The sequence below is a fragment of the Pseudomonas sp. Y39-6 genome, from assembly GCF_023651955.1.
Lineage (GTDB): Bacteria > Pseudomonadota > Gammaproteobacteria > Pseudomonadales > Pseudomonadaceae > Aquipseudomonas > Aquipseudomonas veronii.
Genome location: NZ_CP069594.1, coordinates 7,002,620 through 7,021,566, shown reverse-complemented (window position 1 = coordinate 7,021,566; position 18,947 = coordinate 7,002,620). Strand labels below are relative to the sequence as shown.

At 57.7% G+C, this 18,947-nt stretch carries 20 protein-coding genes; all 20 read left to right on the top strand.

All coding sequences use genetic code 11. The features are described 5' to 3' along the window. Window positions 1-485: 485 nt before the first annotated feature. The 20 genes from rpmH (at window position 486) to JN756_RS31980 (ending at window position 18,942) form a co-directional block, all read left to right on the top strand. Window positions 486-620, top strand: coding sequence for a 50S ribosomal protein L34 (rpmH, locus tag JN756_RS32075; protein WP_003213577.1), 135 nt, complete (start codon window positions 486-488; stop codon window positions 618-620). A gap of 16 nt (window positions 621-636) precedes the next feature. Next, entirely contained in the window at window positions 637-1,041 is a 405-nt protein-coding gene (rnpA, locus tag JN756_RS32070; protein WP_010565857.1) for a ribonuclease P protein component, read from the top strand. After that, window positions 1,034-1,279, top strand: coding sequence for a membrane protein insertion efficiency factor YidD (yidD, locus tag JN756_RS32065; protein WP_003213574.1), 246 nt, complete (start codon window positions 1,034-1,036; stop codon window positions 1,277-1,279). Before rnpA ends, yidD begins: the two co-directional genes overlap by 8 nt. A gap of 2 nt (window positions 1,280-1,281) precedes the next feature. After that, window positions 1,282-2,964, top strand: a complete 1,683-nt coding sequence (yidC, locus tag JN756_RS32060; protein WP_201021672.1) for a membrane protein insertase YidC — start codon at window positions 1,282-1,284, stop codon at window positions 2,962-2,964. A gap of 79 nt (window positions 2,965-3,043) precedes the next feature. Next, window positions 3,044-4,414 carry a tRNA uridine-5-carboxymethylaminomethyl(34) synthesis GTPase MnmE gene (gene mnmE / locus JN756_RS32055; RefSeq protein WP_017848941.1) on the top strand — a complete coding sequence of 457 codons (1,371 nt, stop codon included), beginning with the start codon at window positions 3,044-3,046 and terminating at the stop codon, window positions 4,412-4,414. 551 nt (window positions 4,415-4,965) lie between these two features. Beyond that, window positions 4,966-6,858 carry a tRNA uridine-5-carboxymethylaminomethyl(34) synthesis enzyme MnmG gene (gene mnmG / locus JN756_RS32050; protein WP_057004955.1) on the top strand — a complete coding sequence of 631 codons (1,893 nt, stop codon included), beginning with the start codon at window positions 4,966-4,968 and terminating at the stop codon, window positions 6,856-6,858. Further along, window positions 6,855-7,499: a 16S rRNA (guanine(527)-N(7))-methyltransferase RsmG gene (gene rsmG, locus JN756_RS32045; RefSeq protein ID WP_169863628.1), complete on the top strand. Its 645-nt coding sequence runs from the start codon at window positions 6,855-6,857 to the stop codon at window positions 7,497-7,499. The genes mnmG and rsmG overlap by 4 nt, the downstream gene beginning before the upstream one ends. 18 nt (window positions 7,500-7,517) lie before the next feature. Next, entirely contained in the window at window positions 7,518-8,315 is a 798-nt protein-coding gene (locus JN756_RS32040) for a ParA family protein (protein WP_016978715.1), read from the top strand. Window positions 8,316-8,324: 9 nt separating this feature from the next. After that, window positions 8,325-9,197, top strand: a complete 873-nt coding sequence (locus tag JN756_RS32035) for a ParB/RepB/Spo0J family partition protein (protein ID WP_017848938.1) — start codon at window positions 8,325-8,327, stop codon at window positions 9,195-9,197. 148 nt (window positions 9,198-9,345) lie between these two features. Beyond that, window positions 9,346-9,753, top strand: a complete 408-nt coding sequence (locus tag JN756_RS32030; protein ID WP_026140275.1) for a F0F1 ATP synthase subunit I — start codon at window positions 9,346-9,348, stop codon at window positions 9,751-9,753. Window positions 9,754-9,769: 16 nt separating this feature from the next. Further along, the gene (gene atpB, locus JN756_RS32025; protein ID WP_017848936.1) at window positions 9,770-10,639 is read left to right on the top strand and encodes a F0F1 ATP synthase subunit A; all 870 of its coding nucleotides are present in this window, start codon (window positions 9,770-9,772) and stop codon (window positions 10,637-10,639) included. 133 nt (window positions 10,640-10,772) lie between these two features. Beyond that, window positions 10,773-11,030, top strand: a complete 258-nt coding sequence (gene atpE, locus JN756_RS32020) for a F0F1 ATP synthase subunit C (protein WP_002555987.1) — start codon at window positions 10,773-10,775, stop codon at window positions 11,028-11,030. 57 nt (window positions 11,031-11,087) lie between these two features. Then, window positions 11,088-11,558 (top strand): F0F1 ATP synthase subunit B, encoded by a 471-nt coding sequence (locus JN756_RS32015; protein WP_015886647.1) that lies wholly within the window; start codon window positions 11,088-11,090, stop codon window positions 11,556-11,558. Window positions 11,559-11,570: 12 nt separating this feature from the next. Beyond that, a complete protein-coding gene (locus JN756_RS32010) occupies window positions 11,571-12,107 on the top strand; it encodes a F0F1 ATP synthase subunit delta (protein ID WP_017848934.1) in 537 nt (178 codons plus the stop codon). A 21-nt stretch (window positions 12,108-12,128) separates the two neighbouring features. Further along, the gene (atpA, locus tag JN756_RS32005; protein ID WP_017848933.1) at window positions 12,129-13,673 is read left to right on the top strand and encodes a F0F1 ATP synthase subunit alpha; all 1,545 of its coding nucleotides are present in this window, start codon (window positions 12,129-12,131) and stop codon (window positions 13,671-13,673) included. A gap of 50 nt (window positions 13,674-13,723) precedes the next feature. Further along, window positions 13,724-14,584 carry a F0F1 ATP synthase subunit gamma gene (atpG, locus tag JN756_RS32000; RefSeq protein ID WP_017848932.1) on the top strand — a complete coding sequence of 287 codons (861 nt, stop codon included), beginning with the start codon at window positions 13,724-13,726 and terminating at the stop codon, window positions 14,582-14,584. Window positions 14,585-14,611: 27 nt separating this feature from the next. Further along, window positions 14,612-15,991 (top strand): F0F1 ATP synthase subunit beta, encoded by a 1,380-nt coding sequence (gene atpD, locus JN756_RS31995; RefSeq protein WP_010565871.1) that lies wholly within the window; start codon window positions 14,612-14,614, stop codon window positions 15,989-15,991. A gap of 44 nt (window positions 15,992-16,035) precedes the next feature. Further along, the gene (locus JN756_RS31990; protein ID WP_046381581.1) at window positions 16,036-16,461 is read left to right on the top strand and encodes a F0F1 ATP synthase subunit epsilon; all 426 of its coding nucleotides are present in this window, start codon (window positions 16,036-16,038) and stop codon (window positions 16,459-16,461) included. Window positions 16,462-16,576: 115 nt separating this feature from the next. Further along, entirely contained in the window at window positions 16,577-17,944 is a 1,368-nt protein-coding gene (glmU, locus tag JN756_RS31985) for a bifunctional UDP-N-acetylglucosamine diphosphorylase/glucosamine-1-phosphate N-acetyltransferase GlmU (RefSeq protein WP_046381582.1), read from the top strand. Between the two features lie 230 nt (window positions 17,945-18,174). Next, window positions 18,175-18,942 (top strand): DeoR/GlpR family DNA-binding transcription regulator, encoded by a 768-nt coding sequence (locus tag JN756_RS31980; protein WP_026140274.1) that lies wholly within the window; start codon window positions 18,175-18,177, stop codon window positions 18,940-18,942. The last annotated feature ends 5 nt before the right edge of the window (window positions 18,943-18,947 follow it).

Here is an 18,947-nt window from a genome sequence, read left to right as displayed (position 1 = left end):
AATCAACGCCTTAACGTGAATAAAGGCGACCAATGGTCTGTGCATAAGCTCTGTGGATAAGCGCCCCTGAGCTCGTTGCACAAGTGGGGTCGAAAGTCTGTGGGTAACTGGCCTGTGGGTAACAACCCATTCCACCCACAGCTTATCCGACAGCGCAGCACAGGCAGAGCACCGTTTCTCCCCCGTGTTGTCATTCTCTGTACATCACGTGGAATAAGGCCTAAAGGCAGTTATCCACAGATGAATGCCTGCCTAGCTTTTATAAGCTTTACAGAAAAGCTTTAAATAACTTCCTTCTTTATTTTTATATCTATGGCATTGCCCTTGGAAGCTCGCTGGACAAAAAAGGGCGGATTGCCTGTAAAGATCTAATTGAAGGAAAAGCTGGTTGGAAATTGACCTAGAGGCTTGCTTTCTCTAGAATCGCCGGTCTCTTAAAACGGGGGCCATTCCGGCCCGTTGTGGACGAACCAGGTAACAACGCCATGAAACGTACTTTCCAACCAAGCACCATCAAACGCGCCCGTACCCACGGCTTCCGTGCTCGCATGGCTACCAAGAACGGCCGTGCTGTCCTGTCGCGTCGCCGCGCCAAAGGTCGTGCGCGTCTGGCAGTTTGATAATCCGGTACTGGTGGTGAGTCAGGACTTCAGTCGGGAAAAGCGTCTGCTTACCCCCCGGCACTTCAAGGCAGTCTTTGACTCCCCCACCGGCAAGGTTCCGGGGAAAAATCTCCTGCTCCTTGCGCGTAACAACGATCTGGATCACCCCCGTCTCGGGTTGGTGATCGGCAAGAAGAGCGTAAAGCTCTCCGTTGAGCGCAATCGCCTCAAGCGTCTGATGCGCGAATCGTTTCGCCTCCACCAGGACACTCTGGTTGGTTGGGATATTGTTATCGTCGCGCGCAAAGGCTTGGGGGACGTAGAAAACCCCGAATTGATTCAGCATTTCGGCAAGCTCTGGAAACGTCTGGCGCGTACCAACAAACCAGCACCAGCAGTCAGCACCGAAACTGTAGGGGTAGACAGCCTTGATGCGTAAACTGGCACTCGTTCCGATCCAGTTTTACCGCTATGCCATTAGTCCTCTGATGGCCAACCACTGTCGTTTCTACCCCAGTTGTTCCTGCTACGCGTTAGAGGCCATAGAAAATCATGGTCTTCTGCGCGGTGGCTGGCTGACCTTTCGTCGTTTAGGTCGCTGTCATCCGTGGAATCCCGGTGGTTATGACCCGGTTCCACCTATCCCTACCTCCCGTTCTTCTTCGATGGCCGAGTAATCATGGATATTAAACGCACGATCCTGATCGTCGCCCTGGCAATCGTGTCCTACGTCATGGTTCTTAAGTGGAACCAGGACTACGGTCAAGCTGCCCTGCCGACTCAGAATGTTGCTGCCAATCAGGCTGCGCCGGCTATTCCGGACACCCCGCTGGGTAACAATGCGTCCGCGAGTGCCGATGTTCCCAGCGCGAATGGCGAGACAAGCGCCCCTGTAGAAACGCCAGTTGTCACCAATAAAGACCTCATCCATGTGAAAACGGATGTGCTCGACCTGGCTATCGATCCACAAGGTGGTGATATCGCGCAGCTGAAACTGCCGCTGTATCCACGTCGCCAAGACCATCCGGATGTTCCGTTCCAGCTGTTCGATAACGGCGGCGAACGCGTTTATCTGGCACAAAGCGGCCTGACCGGCACCAACGGTCCGGATGCGCGTGCTACCGGTCGTCCGGTTTATTCGACCGAACAGAAGACTTATCAACTGGCTGACGGCCAGAACCAGTTGAACGTCGACCTGAAATTCAGCCTCGACGGCGTCAATTACATCAAACGCTTCAGCTTCACCCGCGGTTTGTACGACTTGAAGGTCACTTACCTGATCGACAACGAAAGCGACAAAGCGTGGAGCGGCAACCTGTTTGCCCAGCTCAAGCGTGATGGCAGCGCCGATCCTTCTTCCAGCACTGCCACCGGCACCGCGACTTACCTGGGCGCCGCCCTGTGGACAAGTAACGAGCCGTACAAAAAAGTGTCGATGAAAGATATCGACAAGGGCGCGCTGAAAGAAACCGTCCAAGGTGGTTGGGTTGCCTGGTTGCAACACTACTTCGTGACCGCGTGGATCCCGAACAAGGGTGAAGCCAACCTGGTTCAGACCCGCAAGGACAGCCAGGGCAACTACATCATCGGCTTTACTGGCCCGACGTTGACCGTTGCTCCAGGCGGCAAGGCTGAAACCACCGCGACCCTGTACGCCGGCCCGAAAAGCCAGGCAGTGCTCAAAGAGTTATCCCCAGGTCTGGAACTGACTGTGGATTACGGCATCCTGTGGTTCATTGCCCAGCCGATCTTCTGGCTGCTGCAACATATCCACAGCATCGTCGGCAACTGGGGCTTCTCGATCATCTTCCTGACGATGCTGATCAAGGGGATCTTCTTCCCACTGTCGGCCGCCAGCTACAAGTCGATGGCGCGCATGCGTGCCGTGGCCCCGAAACTGGCCGCGCTGAAAGAACAACATGGCGACGACCGGCAGAAAATGTCGCAGGCCATGATGGAGCTGTACAAGAAAGAGAAGATCAACCCGCTGGGTGGATGCTTGCCGATTCTGGTGCAGATGCCGGTATTCCTGTCGCTGTACTGGGTACTCCTGGAAAGCGTGGAAATGCGCCAGGCACCGTTCATGCTGTGGATAACTGACCTGTCGATCAAAGACCCGTTCTTTATCCTGCCGATCATCATGGGCGCGACCATGTTCATCCAGCAGCGCCTGAACCCGACTCCGCCGGATCCGATGCAGGCCAAGGTAATGAAAATGATGCCAATCATCTTCACCTTCTTCTTCCTGTGGTTCCCGGCTGGTCTGGTGCTGTACTGGGTGGTCAACAACGTGTTGTCGATCTCTCAACAGTGGTACATCACACGTAAGATCGAAGCGGCTACCAAAAAAGCCGCGGCGTAACTTACTCTGTGGATAACCACTCAAGACGCCCCCTAGTGGGGCGTTTTGCTTTCCGTCACTTTTGTTCTGGAACCTGCTGATGAGCGCTCCTCGTGAAACCATCGCTGCTGTCGCTACCGCCCAAGGTCGCGGCGGTGTCGGTATCGTTCGAATTTCCGGGCCGCTCGCCGGTATGGCCGCCAAGGCCATCAGCGGTCGTGAGTTGAAACCGCGCTACGCCCATTACGGCGCGTTTCTGGATGCGGATAACCAGGTGCTGGACGAAGGCCTGGCCCTCTATTTCCCGGGGCCGAATTCCTTTACCGGTGAAGACGTCCTTGAATTGCAGGGTCACGGCGGCCCCGTCGTGCTGGATATGCTGCTGCAGCGCTGCCTGCAACTGGGCTGTCGCCTGGCCCGGCCGGGAGAATTCAGCGAGCGTGCATTCCTCAACGACAAACTCGACTTGGCCCAGGCCGAAGCCATTGCCGATTTGATCGAGGCCAGTTCTGCACAGGCGGCGCGCAACGCCTTGCGCTCACTGCAGGGCGCGTTTTCCCTGCGCGTGCATAACTTGACCGAGCAACTGATCAGCCTGCGCATCTATGTGGAGGCGGCGATTGATTTTCCGGAAGAAGAAATCGACTTCCTCGCCGATGGCCATGTGTTGGCGATGCTGGATAAAGTCCGCGACGAGTTATCCACAGTACTGCGCGAAGCCGGGCAGGGCGCGTTGTTGCGCGACGGCATGACCGTGGTGATTGCCGGGCGCCCCAATGCGGGCAAATCCAGCCTGCTCAATGCCCTGGCCGGCCGTGAAGCGGCGATCGTCACCGAGATTGCCGGCACCACCCGGGATATCCTGCGCGAACATATCCACATCGACGGCATGCCGCTGCACGTCGTCGATACGGCCGGGCTGCGTGACACCGACGACCAGGTGGAAAAGATCGGCGTGGAACGCGCCCTCAAGGCCATCGGCGAAGCCGACCGTGTGCTGCTGGTGGTAGACGCCACTGCGCCAGAGGCGGTGGACCCTTTTGCCCTGTGGCCGGAATTCCTCGAGCAACGGCCCGACCCGGCCAAAGTCACCTTGATCCGCAACAAGGCTGACCTGACTGGCGAAGCCATTGCCATGGAAACCAGTGAGGATGGCCACGTCACGATCAGCCTGAGTGCCAAGTCGGCCGGGGATGGCCTGGAGTTGCTGCGCGAACACCTCAAAGCCTGCATGGGCTATGAGCAGACGTCGGAAAGCAGCTTCAGCGCCCGTCGCAGGCACCTGGAGGCGCTGCGCCATGCCAGCGCGGCCCTGGAGCATGGTCGGGCGCAGCTGACCTTGGCTGGCGCCGGTGAGCTGTTGGCTGAGGATTTACGCCAGGCGCAGCAGCTATTGGGCGAGATCACCGGGGCATTCAGCTCGGATGACCTGCTGGGGCGGATCTTTTCCAGCTTCTGTATCGGTAAATAGACCTTCGTTGTCCACAGACAGGCCATTCGTGCCTGTCTGTTTCTCTTGTTTCAGCCGATTTCCTCTCTTTCTGCACTCCTGAGCCAGCCATTGGTGGCCTCACCGTGGGCGCGATTTGCGTTGGCGCAGCAATTTCTGTGGATTAAGCCCTGTGAATAACCGCGCCTGTGCCCGGTTGATAACAGGGCTTGAAACCTGAGCGAAAACCCCTCTGTGGATAACCGCCTGTTTAATCCACAGGCTTAAAGCACTTATCCACGCCGCTCATGGACACATGACCACAGACTTTTGAATCTCTGTACATTACGTAAATAAAGGGCTGTAGCAATCTATCCACAGAAATTAGGCTCAGTATAAATAAACATAAAAACAAAGATTTAATATCTTTCTCTCTTTTAATTTCTATTGTCTGTGATTCATCCACAGCTGGTTAAATTTTGTGCAAAGGGTTCTTTAGGAAGGGCTAAGTCCCTATACTGGCCGCCAAAGCTCTAAAACCAGCTCAATCAATCAATTCCTAATTACCTACATAAGCAGGCACGAGGTGCGTGGTGGATTTCCCTTCCCGTTTTGAAGTGATCGTCATCGGCGGCGGTCATGCCGGTACCGAGGCAGCACTGGCCTCAGCACGCATGGGTGCAAAAACCCTGTTGCTGACGCACAACGTGGAAACCCTTGGTGCCATGAGTTGCAACCCTGCCATTGGCGGCATCGGCAAAAGCCATCTGGTCAAGGAAATCGATGCCCTTGGCGGCGCGATGGCCATGGCCACCGACAAAGGGGGTATTCAATTTCGTGTGCTGAACAGCCGCAAAGGCCCAGCCGTGCGTGCGACCCGGGCACAAGCCGACCGCATCCTGTACAAGGCGGCGGTACGCGAAACCCTGGAAAACCAGGCGAACCTGTGGATATTTCAACAGGCAGCCGATGACCTGATCGTCGAACAAGACCAGGTCCGCGGTGTTGTTACCCAGATGGGCCTGCGTTTCTTCGCTGAATCCGTGGTGTTGACCACCGGCACGTTCCTCGGTGGACTTATCCACATCGGCATGCAGAACTATTCCGGTGGCCGCGCCGGCGATCCGCCGTCGATTGCCCTGGCACAACGCCTGCGCGAACTGCCGCTGCGGGTCGGTCGCCTGAAAACCGGTACGCCGCCGCGGATCGATGGGCGTTCGGTGGATTTCTCGGTGATGACCGAGCAGGCCGGCGATACGCCGATTCCGGTGATGTCGTTCATGGGTTCGAAAGAGCAGCACCCGAAACAGGTGAGCTGCTGGATTACCCACACCAATGCGCGCACCCACGAAATCATTGCCGCGAACCTCGACCGTTCGCCGATGTATTCCGGGGTGATCGAAGGCATCGGCCCGCGTTACTGCCCGTCGATCGAAGACAAGATCCACCGCTTTGCCGACAAGGAAAGCCACCAGGTCTTCATCGAGCCCGAAGGCTTGACCACTCACGAGCTGTACCCGAACGGGATTTCCACTTCCCTGCCGTTCGACGTGCAAATCCAGATCGTGCAATCGATTCGCGGCATGGAAAACGCGCACATCGTGCGTCCCGGCTACGCCATCGAGTACGACTATTTCGACCCGCGTGACCTGAAATACAGCCTGGAAACCAAAGTGATCGGCGGTCTGTTCTTCGCCGGGCAAATCAATGGCACCACCGGTTACGAAGAAGCCGGCGCCCAAGGTTTGCTGGCCGGGGCCAACGCCGCGTTGCGCGCGCAGGGCAAAGACAGCTGGTGCCCGCGTCGCGATGAAGCGTATATCGGCGTGTTGGTCGACGACCTGATCACCCTGGGTACCCAGGAACCGTACCGGATGTTCACTTCGCGAGCGGAATACCGTCTGATCCTGCGCGAAGACAACGCCGACCTGCGCCTGACCGAAAAAGGTCGCGAGTTGGGTCTGGTGGATGACGCGCGTTGGGCGGCTTTCTGCAAGAAACGCGAAAGTATCGACCTGGAAGAGCAGCGCCTGAAAAGCACCTGGGTTCGCCCGGGTACCGAGCAGGGCGACGCGATCGCCGAAAAATTCGGCACGCCGCTGACCCACGAGTACAACCTGCTGAACCTGCTGTCCCGTCCGGAAATCGACTACGCTGGTCTGATTGAAGTGACCGGCGGCGGCGCAGACGATCCGCAGGTCGCCGAACAGGTCGAGATCAAAACCAAGTACGCCGGTTATATCGATCGCCAGCAGGACGAGATCGCTCGCCTGCGCGCCAGTGAAGACACCAAGCTGCCTGTGGATATCGATTACACCGGGATTTCCGGGCTATCGAAAGAAATCCAAAGCAAGCTGGGGATAACTCGCCCGGAAACCCTGGGCCAGGCTTCACGGATCCCCGGTGTCACCCCGGCAGCCATTTCGCTGTTGATGATTCATTTGAAAAAACGCGGCGCGGGCCGTCAGTTGGAGCAAAGCGCTTGAGTTCGTTGGTCACCTCGCAACACGCCGAAGAGTTATCCACAGGAGCACGCCAGTTGGGTGTCGACCTGAGCCCCGCCCAGCACGAGTTGCTGCTCGGCTACCTGGCCCTGTTGATCAAATGGAACAAGGCTTACAACCTGACGGCGGTGCGCGACCCCGACGAAATGGTCTCGCGCCACTTGCTCGACAGCCTGAGCGTGATGCCGTTCATCGAAAACGGCCACTGGCTCGATGTCGGCAGCGGCGGCGGGATGCCTGGCATTCCGCTCGCTATCCTGTTTCCCGAGTCGCAAGTGACCTGCCTGGACAGTAACGGCAAGAAGACCCGCTTCCTGACCCAGGTCAAACTCGAACTGAAGCTGGACAACCTGCAAGTTATCCACAGTCGCGTCGAAGCCTTCACGCCGCCGCAGCCTTTCAACGGAATTGTTTCCCGGGCTTTCAGCAGCATGGAGAATTTCAGCAACTGGACCCGCCACTTAGGCGACCGCGACACACGTTGGCTGGCAATGAAGGGCGTTCATCCAAGCGACGAGCTGTTAGCATTGCCGGCAGACTTCCACCTCGATAGCGAACACGCCTTGGCCGTACCCGGTTGCCAAGGCCAACGCCATCTGCTGATACTGCGCCGCACGGCATGATTGGGAACACAAGCAAGAATGGCTAAGGTATTCGCGATAGCGAACCAGAAAGGTGGCGTGGGTAAAACCACCACCTGCATCAACCTCGCAGCATCCCTGGTCGCGACCAAGCGCCGGGTGCTGTTGATCGATCTCGATCCACAGGGCAACGCCACCATGGGTAGCGGTGTGGATAAACACGGCCTGGAAAACTCGGTCTACGACTTGCTGATCGGCGAGTGCGACCTGGCCCAGGCCATGCACTATTCCGAACACGGCGGTTATCAACTGCTGCCGGCCAACCGCGACCTGACGGCGGCGGAAGTGGTGCTGCTGGAAATGCAGATGAAAGAAAGCCGTCTGCGCAGCGCCTTGGCGCCGATCCGCGAGAATTACGATTACATCTTGATCGACTGCCCGCCGTCGCTGTCGATGCTGACGCTCAATGCGCTGGTGGCCGCCGATGGCGTGATTATCCCCATGCAGTGCGAGTACTACGCACTGGAAGGCTTGAGCGACCTTGTGGATAACATCAAGCGCATCGCCGAACTGCTCAACCCGAACCTGCAGATCGAAGGCCTGCTGCGGACCATGTTCGATCCGCGCTTGAGCCTGATGAACGATGTGTCGGCGCAGCTCAAGGAACACTTCGGCGATCAGTTGTACGACACCGTGATCCCACGCAACATCCGCCTGGCCGAAGCGCCAAGCTATGGCATGCCCGCGCTGGCGTATGACAAGTCCTCGCGTGGCGCCATTGCCTACCTGGCATTGGCCGGCGAGATGGTTCGTCGTCAACGCCGCAACTCCCGTACCGCTGCAGCCCAGCCAACTTAAGGAAACCCCATGGCCGTCAAGAAACGAGGTCTCGGACGTGGACTGGATGCACTGCTGAGTGGTCCGACTGTCACGACCCTTGAAGAACAAGCGGTACAGGCCGACGAGCGCGAGCTGCAGCACCTGCCGCTGGACCTGATCCAGCGCGGCAAATACCAGCCGCGCCGGGACATGGACCCGCAGGCGCTGGAAGAACTGGCCAACTCGATCAAGGCCCAGGGCGTGATGCAGCCGATCGTGGTCCGCCCGATTGGCGCCGGCCGCTTTGAAATCATCGCTGGCGAACGCCGCTGGCGCGCGAGCCAACAGGCCGGCAAGGAAACCATCCCGGCGATGGTGCGCGATGTGCCGGATGAAACCGCCATCGCCATGGCGTTGATCGAGAACATCCAGCGCGAAGACCTCAATCCGATCGAAGAAGCGATCGCTTTGCAGCGTTTGCAGCAGGAATTCCAGCTGACCCAGCAACAAGTGGCCGATGCCGTGGGTAAATCCCGCGTGACCGTGTCCAACCTGCTGCGCCTGATCGCACTGCCGGAAGTCATCAAGACGATGCTTTCCCATGGCGACCTCGAAATGGGGCATGCGCGTGCTTTGCTCGGTTTACCGGAAAATCAACAGGTTGAAGGGGCGCGACACGTTGTCGCACGGGGCCTCACCGTTCGTCAGACCGAGGCCCTGGTTCGACAGTGGCTCAGTGGTAAACCTGCACCGGTCGAAGCGGTCAAAACTGATCCGGATATCGCGCGTCTCGAACAGCGCCTGGCCGAGCGCCTGGGCTCTGCGGTGCAAATTCGGCATGGCAAGAAGGGTAAAGGCCAACTGGTCATCGGCTATAACTCGCTAGATGAGCTTCAGGGTGTTCTTGCCCACATCCGCTGAAACAATTGCTTATGTAGCGTGTGATCGGAAATCACTACCTGACAGTTGAATAGGGGCAGAACCGCCCCTATACTCTGCGCGCATTTTGTCGGCACAAATTATGCCAAGTTATTGATTTCCGGCAGCCGACCATTGAGGAGCAAGAGTGGTGGAAACCCGCACGCCAAACACGTCGTCGTTCCATCGCTTGGCCGTTTTCCCGGTTCTATTGGCGCAATTTGTCATTTTGCTGATCGCCGCACTGGCGCTTTGGTACTGGCATGGAGTCGTAGCGGGATACTCGGGACTCTGCGGAGGCCTGATAGCCTTGCTGCCCAATATGTATTTTGCTCACAGGGCCTTTCGGTTTTCCGGCGCCCGAGCAGCCCAGGCCATCGTCCGGTCTTTTTATGCCGGCGAGGCGGGGAAATTGATTTTGACGGCAGTGCTGTTTGCACTGACCTTTGCAGGTGTGAAGCCATTGGCGCCGCTGGCTGTATTCAGCGTCTTCGTGTTGACCCAACTGGTCAGCTGGTTCGCTCCCCTGCTAATGAAAACAAGACTTTCGAAACCTTAGGGCGTTTGAGGCAACCATGGCAGAAACAACCGCTTCGGGCTATATCCAGCACCACTTGCAGAACCTGACCTTCGGTCAGCTTCCCAACGGCGGCTGGGGCTTCGCCCACACCGCAGCAGAAGCCAAAGAAATGGGCTTCTGGGCTTTCCACCTGGATACTCTGGGCTGGTCGGTCGCATTGGGTCTGATTTTCGTCCTGATTTTCCGCATGGCGGCAAAGAAGGCGACTTCCGGTCAACCGGGTGCCCTGCAGAACTTCGTTGAAGTATTGGTCGAATTCGTCGATGGCAGCGTGAAAGACAGCTTCCATGGCCGTAGCCCGGTGATTGCACCGCTGGCACTGACCATCTTCGTCTGGGTGTTCCTGATGAACGCCGTCGACCTGATTCCGGTCGACTGGATTCCTCAACTGGCCATCCTGATCACTGGCGATCACCACATTCCATTCCGTGCGGTGTCCACCACTGACCCTAACGCCACCCTGGGCATGGCCCTGTCGGTGTTCGCGTTGATCATTTTCTACAGCATCAAGGTCAAGGGCATCGGCGGCTTCATCGGCGAACTGACCCTGCACCCGTTCGGCAGCAAGAACATCTTCGTTCAAGCCCTGCTGATCCCGGTGAACTTCCTGCTGGAATTCGTGACCCTGGTCGCCAAGCCGATCTCCCTGGCCTTGCGACTGTTCGGCAACATGTATGCCGGCGAGCTGGTGTTCATTCTGATCGCTGTGATGTTCGGCAGCGGTCTGCTCTGGCTTAGCGGCCTGGGCGTTGTTCTGCAGTGGGCGTGGGCTGTGTTCCACATCCTGATCATCACCCTGCAGGCGTTTATCTTCATGATGCTGACCATCGTCTACCTGTCGATGGCGCACGAAGAGAACCATTAAGGCCAGTCTCGACTAGTCTGATGTCCTTCCCGGTAAAACGGGAAGGTGGCCTGAAAGGGCTATGAAACGATTTGTTTTACCGCTTTAAAATCTAAAAAACCTAAACCATACGACGTAAAAGTCGGGAGGAAAGATGGAAACTGTAGTTGGTCTAACCGCTATCGCTGTTGCACTGTTGATCGGCCTGGGCGCCCTGGGTACTGCCATTGGTTTCGGCCTGCTTGGCGGCAAATTCCTGGAAGGCGCAGCGCGTCAGCCAGAAATGGTTCCAATGCTGCAAGTTAAAATGTTCATCGTCGCCGGCCTGCTCGACGCCGTGACCATGATCGGCGTTGGTATCGCTCTGTTCTTCACCTTCGCGAACCCCTTCGTTGGTCAACTCGCTGGCTAATCACTCGAATTTTCGAGTTGATTGGGGTGATGGACAACGAATGAGCGAGGTGTTGGCGTGAACATTAATGCAACCCTGATTGGCCAATCCGTTGCGTTCTTCATTTTTGTAGTGTTTTGCATGAAGTTCGTGTGGCCTCCGGTCATCGCGGCTTTGCACGAACGTCAGAAGAAGATCGCGGATGGTTTGGACGCTGCCAGCCGTGCAGCTCGCGACCTGGAGTTGGCCCAAGAGAAAGTGGGTCATCAACTGCGCGATGCTAAAGCACAGGCAGCTGAAATCATTGAGCAAGCCAAGAAGCGCGGCAACCAGATCGTCGAAGAGGCTGTTGAAAAAGCCCGCGTCGAAGCTGATCGTGTGAAGGCTTCGGCTCATGCCGAGATCGAACAGGAACTGAACGGCGTCAAAGACGCGCTGCGTGCCCAACTGGGTGCGCTGGCGGTCGGCGGTGCCGAGAAGATCCTCGGTGCCACAATCGATCAAAACGCGCACGCGGAGCTGGTTAATAAACTGGCTGCTGAAATTTAAGCGAGGGCGATCATGGCAGAACTGACCACGTTGGCCCGACCTTACGCTAAGGCAGCCTTCGAGCACGCCCAGGCCCACCAGCAGCTGGCCTCTTGGTCAGCCATGCTCGGCCTGGCTGCAGCAGTGTCGCAAGACGACACCATGCAGCGCGTGCTCAAGGCCCCGCGCCTGACGAGCGCAGACAAGGCCGCCACGTTTATTGACGTGTGCGGCGACAAGTTCGATGTGAAAGTGCAGAACTTCATTCACGTCGTTGCCGAAAACGACCGTCTCCCGCTTCTGCCGGAGATTGCCGCTCTGTTCGACCTGTTCAAGGCCGAGCAAGAGAAGTCGGTAGACGTTGAAGTGACCAGTGCTTTTGCATTGAACCAAGAACAGCAAGACAAACTCGCCAAGGTTCTCAGTGCACGACTCGACCGGGAAGTGCGCCTGCAAGTTGCGGAAGACAAATCCCTCATTGGGGGCATTGTCATTCGCGCCGGCGACCTGGTTATCGATGGCTCGGTTCGCGGCAAACTCGCGAGCCTTGCCGAAGCATTGAAATCTTGAGTTTGAAGGGGCAGCAGAGCAATGCAGCAACTCAATCCTTCCGAAATAAGTGAAATTATCAAGGGCCGCATCGACAAACTCGATGTGACCTCCCAAGCCCGTAACGAAGGCACTGTCGTCAGCGTATCTGACGGCATCGTGCGGATTCACGGTCTGGCCGACGTCATGTACGGCGAGATGATCGAGTTTCCGGGCGGCGTCTACGGTATGGCCCTCAACCTGGAGCAAGACTCCGTAGGTGCCGTTGTATTGGGCGCGTACACCAGTCTGGCTGAAGGCATGAGCGCCAAGTGCACCGGCCGCATCCTGGAGGTTCCGGTTGGTAAGGAACTGCTGGGTCGCGTAGTCGACGCACTGGGTAACCCAGTTGACGGCAAAGGTCCGCTGAACAACACCGAGACCGATGCGGTCGAGAAAGTTGCTCCAGGCGTGATCTGGCGTAAGTCGGTAGACCAGCCTGTACAGACTGGCTACAAGGCTGTCGATGCCATGATCCCAGTCGGCCGTGGCCAGCGTGAGCTGATCATCGGTGACCGTCAGATCGGTAAAACCGCTCTGGCGATCGACGCGATCATCAACCAGAAGAACAGCGGCATTTTCTGCGTCTACGTAGCCATCGGTCAGAAACAATCGACCATCGCCAACGTGGTTCGCAAGCTGGAAGAAAACGGCGCCCTGGCCAACACGATCATCGTGGCTGCCAGTGCTTCGGAATCTCCTGCGCTGCAATTCCTGGCACCGTACTCCGGTTGCACCATGGGTGAATTCTTCCGTGACCGCGGTGAAGACGCGCTGATCGTTTATGACGATCTGTCCAAGCAAGCAGTGGCTTACCGCCAGATTTCCCTGCTGCTGCGCCGTCCACCAGGCCGTGAAGCCTACCCAGGCGACGTGTTCTATCTCCACTCCCGTCTGCTGGAGCGCGCATCCCGCGTTTCGGAAGAATACGTAGAGAAGTTCACCAACGGCGCAGTGACCGGCAAAACCGGTTCCCTGACCGCACTGCCGATCATCGAAACCCAGGCTGGCGACGTTTCCGCGTTCGTTCCGACCAACGTGATTTCCATCACCGACGGTCAGATCTTCCTGGAATCGGCCATGTTCAACTCGGGCATCCGCCCTGCAGTGAACGCCGGTGTTTCGGTATCCCGTGTGGGTGGTGCCGCTCAGACCAAGATCATCAAGAAGCTCTCCGGTGGTATCCGTACCGCTCTGGCTCAGTACCGTGAACTGGCGGCATTCGCCCAGTTCGCTTCTGACCTGGACGAAGCGACCCGTAAGCAACTTGAGCATGGTCAGCGCGTTACCGAGCTGATGAAGCAGAAGCAATACGCCCCGATGTCGATCGCTGACATGGCGTTGTCGCTGTATGCCGCTGAGCGTGGGTTCCTGACCGACGTTGAAATCGCCAAGGTCGGCAGCTTTGAACAAGCGCTGATTGCTTACTTCAACCGCGATCACGCCGAATTGATGGCGAAGATCAACGTGAAGGGTGACTTCAATGACGATATCGACGCTGGCATGAAAGCCGGTATCGAGAAGTTCAAGGCCACCCAAACCTGGTAAGCCGCAGCGGGAGCCGCAAGGCTCCCGCTTGCTAACCTGATAGGTGTTACATGGCAGGCGCAAAAGAGATTCGCAGTAAGATTGCGAGCATCAAAAGCACGCAAAAAATTACCAGCGCCATGGAAAAAGTGGCGGTCAGCAAAATGCGCAAGGCACAAATGCGTATGTCGGCTAGCCGTCCTTATGCGGAGCGTATCCGCCAGGTAATTGGGCATTTGGCCAACGCCAACCCGGAATACCGCCACCCGTTCATGATCGACCGCGAAGTTAAGCGTGTGGGTTATGTGGTAGTGAGCAGTGACCGTGGTTTGTGCGGTGGTTTGAATACCAACCTGTTCAAGGCCCTGGTCAAGGACATGGCGGTAAACCGCGAAAACGGCGTCGAGATCGATCTGTGTGTAGTTGGTAGCAAGGGTGCGGCCTTTTTCCGCAACTTCGGCGGTAACGTCGTTGCAGCTATCAGCCACCTGGGTGAAGAGCCGTCGATCAATGATTTGATCGGCAGTGTGAAGGTGATGCTGGATGCGTACCTGGAAGGCCGGATTGACCGCCTGTCCGTGGTATCCAACAAGTTCATCAACACCATGACCCAGCAGCCTACCGTGGAGCAATTGATTCCACTGGTGGCGACTCCGGATCAGGAACTCAAGCACCACTGGGACTACCTCTACGAACCAGACGCCAAAGAGCTGCTTGACGGCTTGATGGTGCGCTACGTGGAGTCGCAGGTGTACCAGGCGGTGGTCGAGAACAACGCAGCTGAACAAGCGGCGCGGATGATCGCGATGAAAAACGCTACCGATAACGCCGGTGATCTGATCAGCGATTTGCAGCTGATCTACAACAAGGCGCGTCAGGCTGCGATCACCCAAGAGATCTCGGAAATCGTCGGCGGCGCTGCCGCGGTTTAACGGTTCAAATATTCAGAGGATCCAGCTATGAGTAGCGGACGTATCGTTCAAATCATCGGCGCCGTTATCGACGTGGAATTTCCACGCGACAGCGTACCGAGCATCTACAACGCTTTGAAAGTACAAAGCGATGCAGGCACCACTCTGGAAGTTCAGCAGCAGCTGGGCGACGGCGTGGTTCGTACCATTGCAATGGGTTCCACCGAGGGCTTGAAGCGCGGTCTGGGTGTTCTGGACACTGGCGCTGCCATCTCCGTACCGGTCGGTAAAGCGACCCTGGGCCGGATCATGGACGTTTTGGGTAACCCGATTGACGAAGCTGGCCCGATCGACACCGAAGAGCGCTGGGGCATTCACCGTCCAGCACCTTCGTTCGCGGAACAAGCTGGCGGCAACGACCTGCTGGAAACCGGCATCAAGGTTATCGACCTGGTTTGCCCGTTCGCCAAGGGCGGTAAAGTCGGTCTGTTCGGTGGTGCCGGTGTAGGCAAGACCGTAAACATGATGGAACTGATCCGTAACATCGCCATCGAGCACAGCGGTTATTCCGTGTTCGCCGGTGTGGGTGAGCGTACTCGTGAGGGTAACGACTTCTACCACGAGATGAAGGACTCCAACGTTCTGGACAAAGTGGCACTGGTTTACGGTCAGATGAACGAGCCGCCGGGAAACCGTCTGCGCGTAGCACTGACCGGCCTGACCATGGCCGAGAAGTTCCGTGACGAAGGTAACGACGTTCTGCTGTTCGTCGACAACATCTATCGTTACACCCTGGCCGGTACTGAAGTATCCGCACTGCTGGGCCGTATGCCTTCGGCAGTAGGTTACCAGCCGACCCTGGCTGAAGAGATGGGCGTTCTGCAAGAACGTATCACTTCGACCAAGGAAGGTTCGATCACTTCGATCCAAGCGGTATACGTACCTGCGGATGACTTGACCGACCCGTCGCCAGCGACCACCTTCGCCCACTTGGACGCCACCGTCGTTCTGTCCCGTGACATCGCTTCCCTGGGTATCTACCCAGCGGTCGATCCACTCGACTCGACTTCGCGCCAGCTGGACCCGAACGTGATCGGCCAGGAGCACTACGACACCGCTCGCGGCGTTCAGTACGTGCTGCAGCGTTACAAAGAACTGAAGGACATCATTGCGATCCTGGGTATGGACGAGCTGTCGGAAACCGACAAGCAGTTGGTATCCCGCGCTCGTAAGATCCAGCGCTTCTTGTCGCAGCCGTTCTTCGTGGCTGAAGTCTTCACCGGTGCCTCGGGTAAATACGTTTCCCTGAAAGACACCATTGCTGGCTTCAAAGGCATCCTCAACGGTGACTACGACCACCTGCCAGAACAAGCGTTCTACATGGTCGGCGGCATCGAAGAAGCGATCGAGAAAGCCAAGAAACTGTAATCCCGGCGCCCGGCAACGGGCGCTCATCAGGTTGAGGCAATCAGATGGCTATGACAGTCCATTGCGATATCGTCAGCGCGGAAGGGCAAATCTTCTCCGGTCTGGTAGAAATGGTGATTGCACACGGCGAACTCGGTGACCTGGGTATTGCCATGGGCCACGCGCCATTGATCACCGGTTTGAAGCCAGGTCCGATCACTCTGACCAAGCAAGGCGGGGAACGGGAGGTGTTTTACATCTCCGGTGGTTTCCTCGAGGTTCAGCCGAACATGGTCACGGTACTTGCCGACACCGTGCAACGTGCTGCTGACCTGGATGAAGCCTCCGCTCAGGCTGCCGTCAAGGCTGCTGAGAAGGCCCTGAACGAAAGAGGCGCAGATTTCGACTACGGTTCTGCTGCCGCTCGTCTGGCCGAGGCCGCAGCTCAGCTGCGTACCGTCCAGCAGATCCGCAAGAAGTTTGGCGGCTAAGCCGTTACGCCTCATGCGTGATTGATTAAAAAGGGTAGCCTCGGCTACCCTTTTTCTTTTTTTGCAAAACACTTCTCTGGTCTGAAGCCGGACCGCCCAGGATTGGTAGCCATTCATGTCTCTAGAAATCGTCATTCTCGCCGCTGGCCAGGGCACCCGCATGCGGTCGGCCTTGCCCAAAGTGCTGCACCCGGTGGCCGGTAACTCCATGCTTGGCCATGTTATCCACAGCGCCCGGCAACTGGCCCCGCAACGCATCCACGTCGTCATCGGCCACGGTGCCGATGTGGTGCGTGAACGCCTGGCTGCGGATGACCTGAATTTCGTATTGCAAGACAAGCAACTGGGCACCGGCCACGCTACCGCCCAAGCCGTGCCGTTCATCAAAGCCGACACGGTGCTGATCCTCTACGGCGACGTGCCCCTGATCGAAGTGGAAACCCTGCAGCGCCTGCTCAAGCACGTCGTGCCCGGCCAGATGGGCCTGCTCACCGTCGAACTGGATGACCCTACCGGCTACGGCCGCATCGTGCGCAACGCCGACGGCAAGGTCGCCGCTATCGTCGAGCACAAGGACGCCAGCGACGCCCAACGCGCCATCACCGAAGGCAACACCGGGATTCTCGCAGTGCCGGCCAATCGCCTGGCGGACTGGATGAGCCGTTTGTCCAACAACAACGCCCAGGGCGAGTACTACCTGACCGACGTGATCGAAATGGCCGTCAACGATGGCTTGCTGGTCGCCACCGAACAGCCCCACGACCCGATGGAAGTGCAGGGCGCCAACGACCGCAAGCAACTCGCCGAACTGGAGCGTCACTACCAACTGCGCGAAGGCCGCCGCCTGATGGCCCAGGGCGTGACCCTGCGCGACCCGGCGCGCTTCGATGTGCGCGGTGAAGTCACCGTGGGCCGGGATGTGCTGATCGACATCAACGTGATTCTTGAAGGTCGTGTGATCATCGAAGACGACGTGGTGATCGGGCCGAACTGCGTGATCAAGGACAGCACCCTGCGCAAGGGCGTGGAGATCAAGGCCAACAGCCATCTCGACGGTGCGGTGATGGGCGAGGGCAGCGATGCCGGCCCATTTGCGCGCCTGCGTCCCGGCAGCGTGTTGGAAGCCAAGGCCCATGTGGGTAACTTTGTCGAATTGAAAAACGCCCATCTGGGCGAAGGCGCCAAGGCCGGCCACCTGACGTACCTGGGCGATGCGGTGATCGGCGCGCGGACCAACGTCGGCGCTGGCACCATCACCTGCAATTACGATGGTGCCAACAAGTATCAGACGACGATTGGTGAAGACGTATTCATCGGCTCCAATAACTCGCTGGTTGCACCTGTAACCATCGGTGATGGCTCAAACACCGCAGCGGGTTCAACCATCAATCAGGATGTGGATAAGTCCCAGCTTGCCGTGGCCCGCGCCCGTCAGCGCAACATCGACGGTTGGAAACGCCCGGTGAAAATCAAAAAGAGCTGAGTTATCCACAGTCTTATCAGCAACAAATAGCCAATGTGGGAGGGGGCTTGCCCCCGATGGCGACGGTCCAGTCAAAGCACTTAATGACTGACACACTGCTATCGGGGGCAAGCCCCCTCCCACATTAGCCCTTCGCCAGTTTCAAAAATTTGCGGCATGCTGCTTGACGATCTTTCGCCAATAGGTTTTTATTGCCTTCGTTATCTTTCGAAACGAAACATAAAGTCACCATGTCGAAACGAAATACACCCCAACGACGCCACAACATCCTGACCTTGCTCAATCAACTGGGCGAAGTCAGCGTGGATGAATTGGCCAAGCGTTTCGAAACCTCGGAAGTCACCATCCGCAAGGACCTGGCCGCCCTCGAAAGCAACGGCCTGCTGCTACGCCGTTACGGTGGCGCGATCACCATGCCCCAGGAGCTCGTCGGCGACCCTGCCCAGCCGATCTCGGTCTACAAGCGCGCCATCGCACGTGCCGCCGTGATGCGCCTGCGCGAACACGCACGCATCATCATCGACAGCGGCAGCACCACCGCCGCCATGATCCCCGAACTGGGCCACCAGCCCGGCCTGGTGGTGATGACCAACTCCCTGCACGTGGCCCGCGCCTTGAGCGAGCTGGAACACGAGCCGGTGCTGTTGATGACCGGCGGCACCTGGGACCCGCATTCGGACTCGTTCCAGGGCCAGGTCGCCGAGCAGGTGCTGCGTTCCTACGACTTTGATCAACTGTTCATCGGCGCCGACGGCATCGATCTGCAGCGCGGCACCACCACGTTCAACGAGCTGCTGGGCCTGAGCCGCGTGATGGCCGAGGTTGCCCGTGAAGTGGTGGTGATGGTCGAGTCCGACAAGATCGGCCGCAAGATTCCCAACCTGGAACTGCCCTGGAGCAGCGTCCATACCCTGATCACCGATGATCGCCTGCCGCATGAGGCCCGCGACCAGATCCAAGCCCGCGGCATTACGCTGATATGCGCGGCAATCATCTAGGAGAA

Bases quoted from the DNA above. Each gene is read 5' to 3' on its own strand.
- mnmE (WP_017848941.1), top strand. From the start codon at position 3,044: ATGAGCGCTCCTCGTGAAACCATCGCTGCTGTCGCTACCGCCCAAGGT.
- JN756_RS32035 (WP_017848938.1), top strand. From the start codon at position 8,325: ATGGCCGTCAAGAAACGAGGTCTCGGACGTGGACTGGATGCACTGCTG.
- atpG (WP_017848932.1), top strand. From the start codon at position 13,724: ATGGCAGGCGCAAAAGAGATTCGCAGTAAGATTGCGAGCATCAAAAGC.
- yidD (WP_003213574.1), top strand. From the start codon at position 1,034: ATGCGTAAACTGGCACTCGTTCCGATCCAGTTTTACCGCTATGCCATT.
- yidC (WP_201021672.1), top strand. From the start codon at position 1,282: ATGGATATTAAACGCACGATCCTGATCGTCGCCCTGGCAATCGTGTCC.
- atpA (WP_017848933.1), top strand. From the start codon at position 12,129: ATGCAGCAACTCAATCCTTCCGAAATAAGTGAAATTATCAAGGGCCGC.
- atpD (WP_010565871.1), top strand. From the start codon at position 14,612: ATGAGTAGCGGACGTATCGTTCAAATCATCGGCGCCGTTATCGACGTG.
- rpmH (WP_003213577.1), top strand. From the start codon at position 486: ATGAAACGTACTTTCCAACCAAGCACCATCAAACGCGCCCGTACCCAC.
- glmU (WP_046381582.1), top strand. From the start codon at position 16,577: ATGTCTCTAGAAATCGTCATTCTCGCCGCTGGCCAGGGCACCCGCATG.
- atpB (WP_017848936.1), top strand. From the start codon at position 9,770: ATGGCAGAAACAACCGCTTCGGGCTATATCCAGCACCACTTGCAGAAC.
- JN756_RS31980 (WP_026140274.1), top strand. From the start codon at position 18,175: ATGTCGAAACGAAATACACCCCAACGACGCCACAACATCCTGACCTTG.
- JN756_RS32010 (WP_017848934.1), top strand. From the start codon at position 11,571: ATGGCAGAACTGACCACGTTGGCCCGACCTTACGCTAAGGCAGCCTTC.
- JN756_RS32040 (WP_016978715.1), top strand. From the start codon at position 7,518: ATGGCTAAGGTATTCGCGATAGCGAACCAGAAAGGTGGCGTGGGTAAA.
- atpE (WP_002555987.1), top strand. From the start codon at position 10,773: ATGGAAACTGTAGTTGGTCTAACCGCTATCGCTGTTGCACTGTTGATC.
- JN756_RS31990 (WP_046381581.1), top strand. From the start codon at position 16,036: ATGGCTATGACAGTCCATTGCGATATCGTCAGCGCGGAAGGGCAAATC.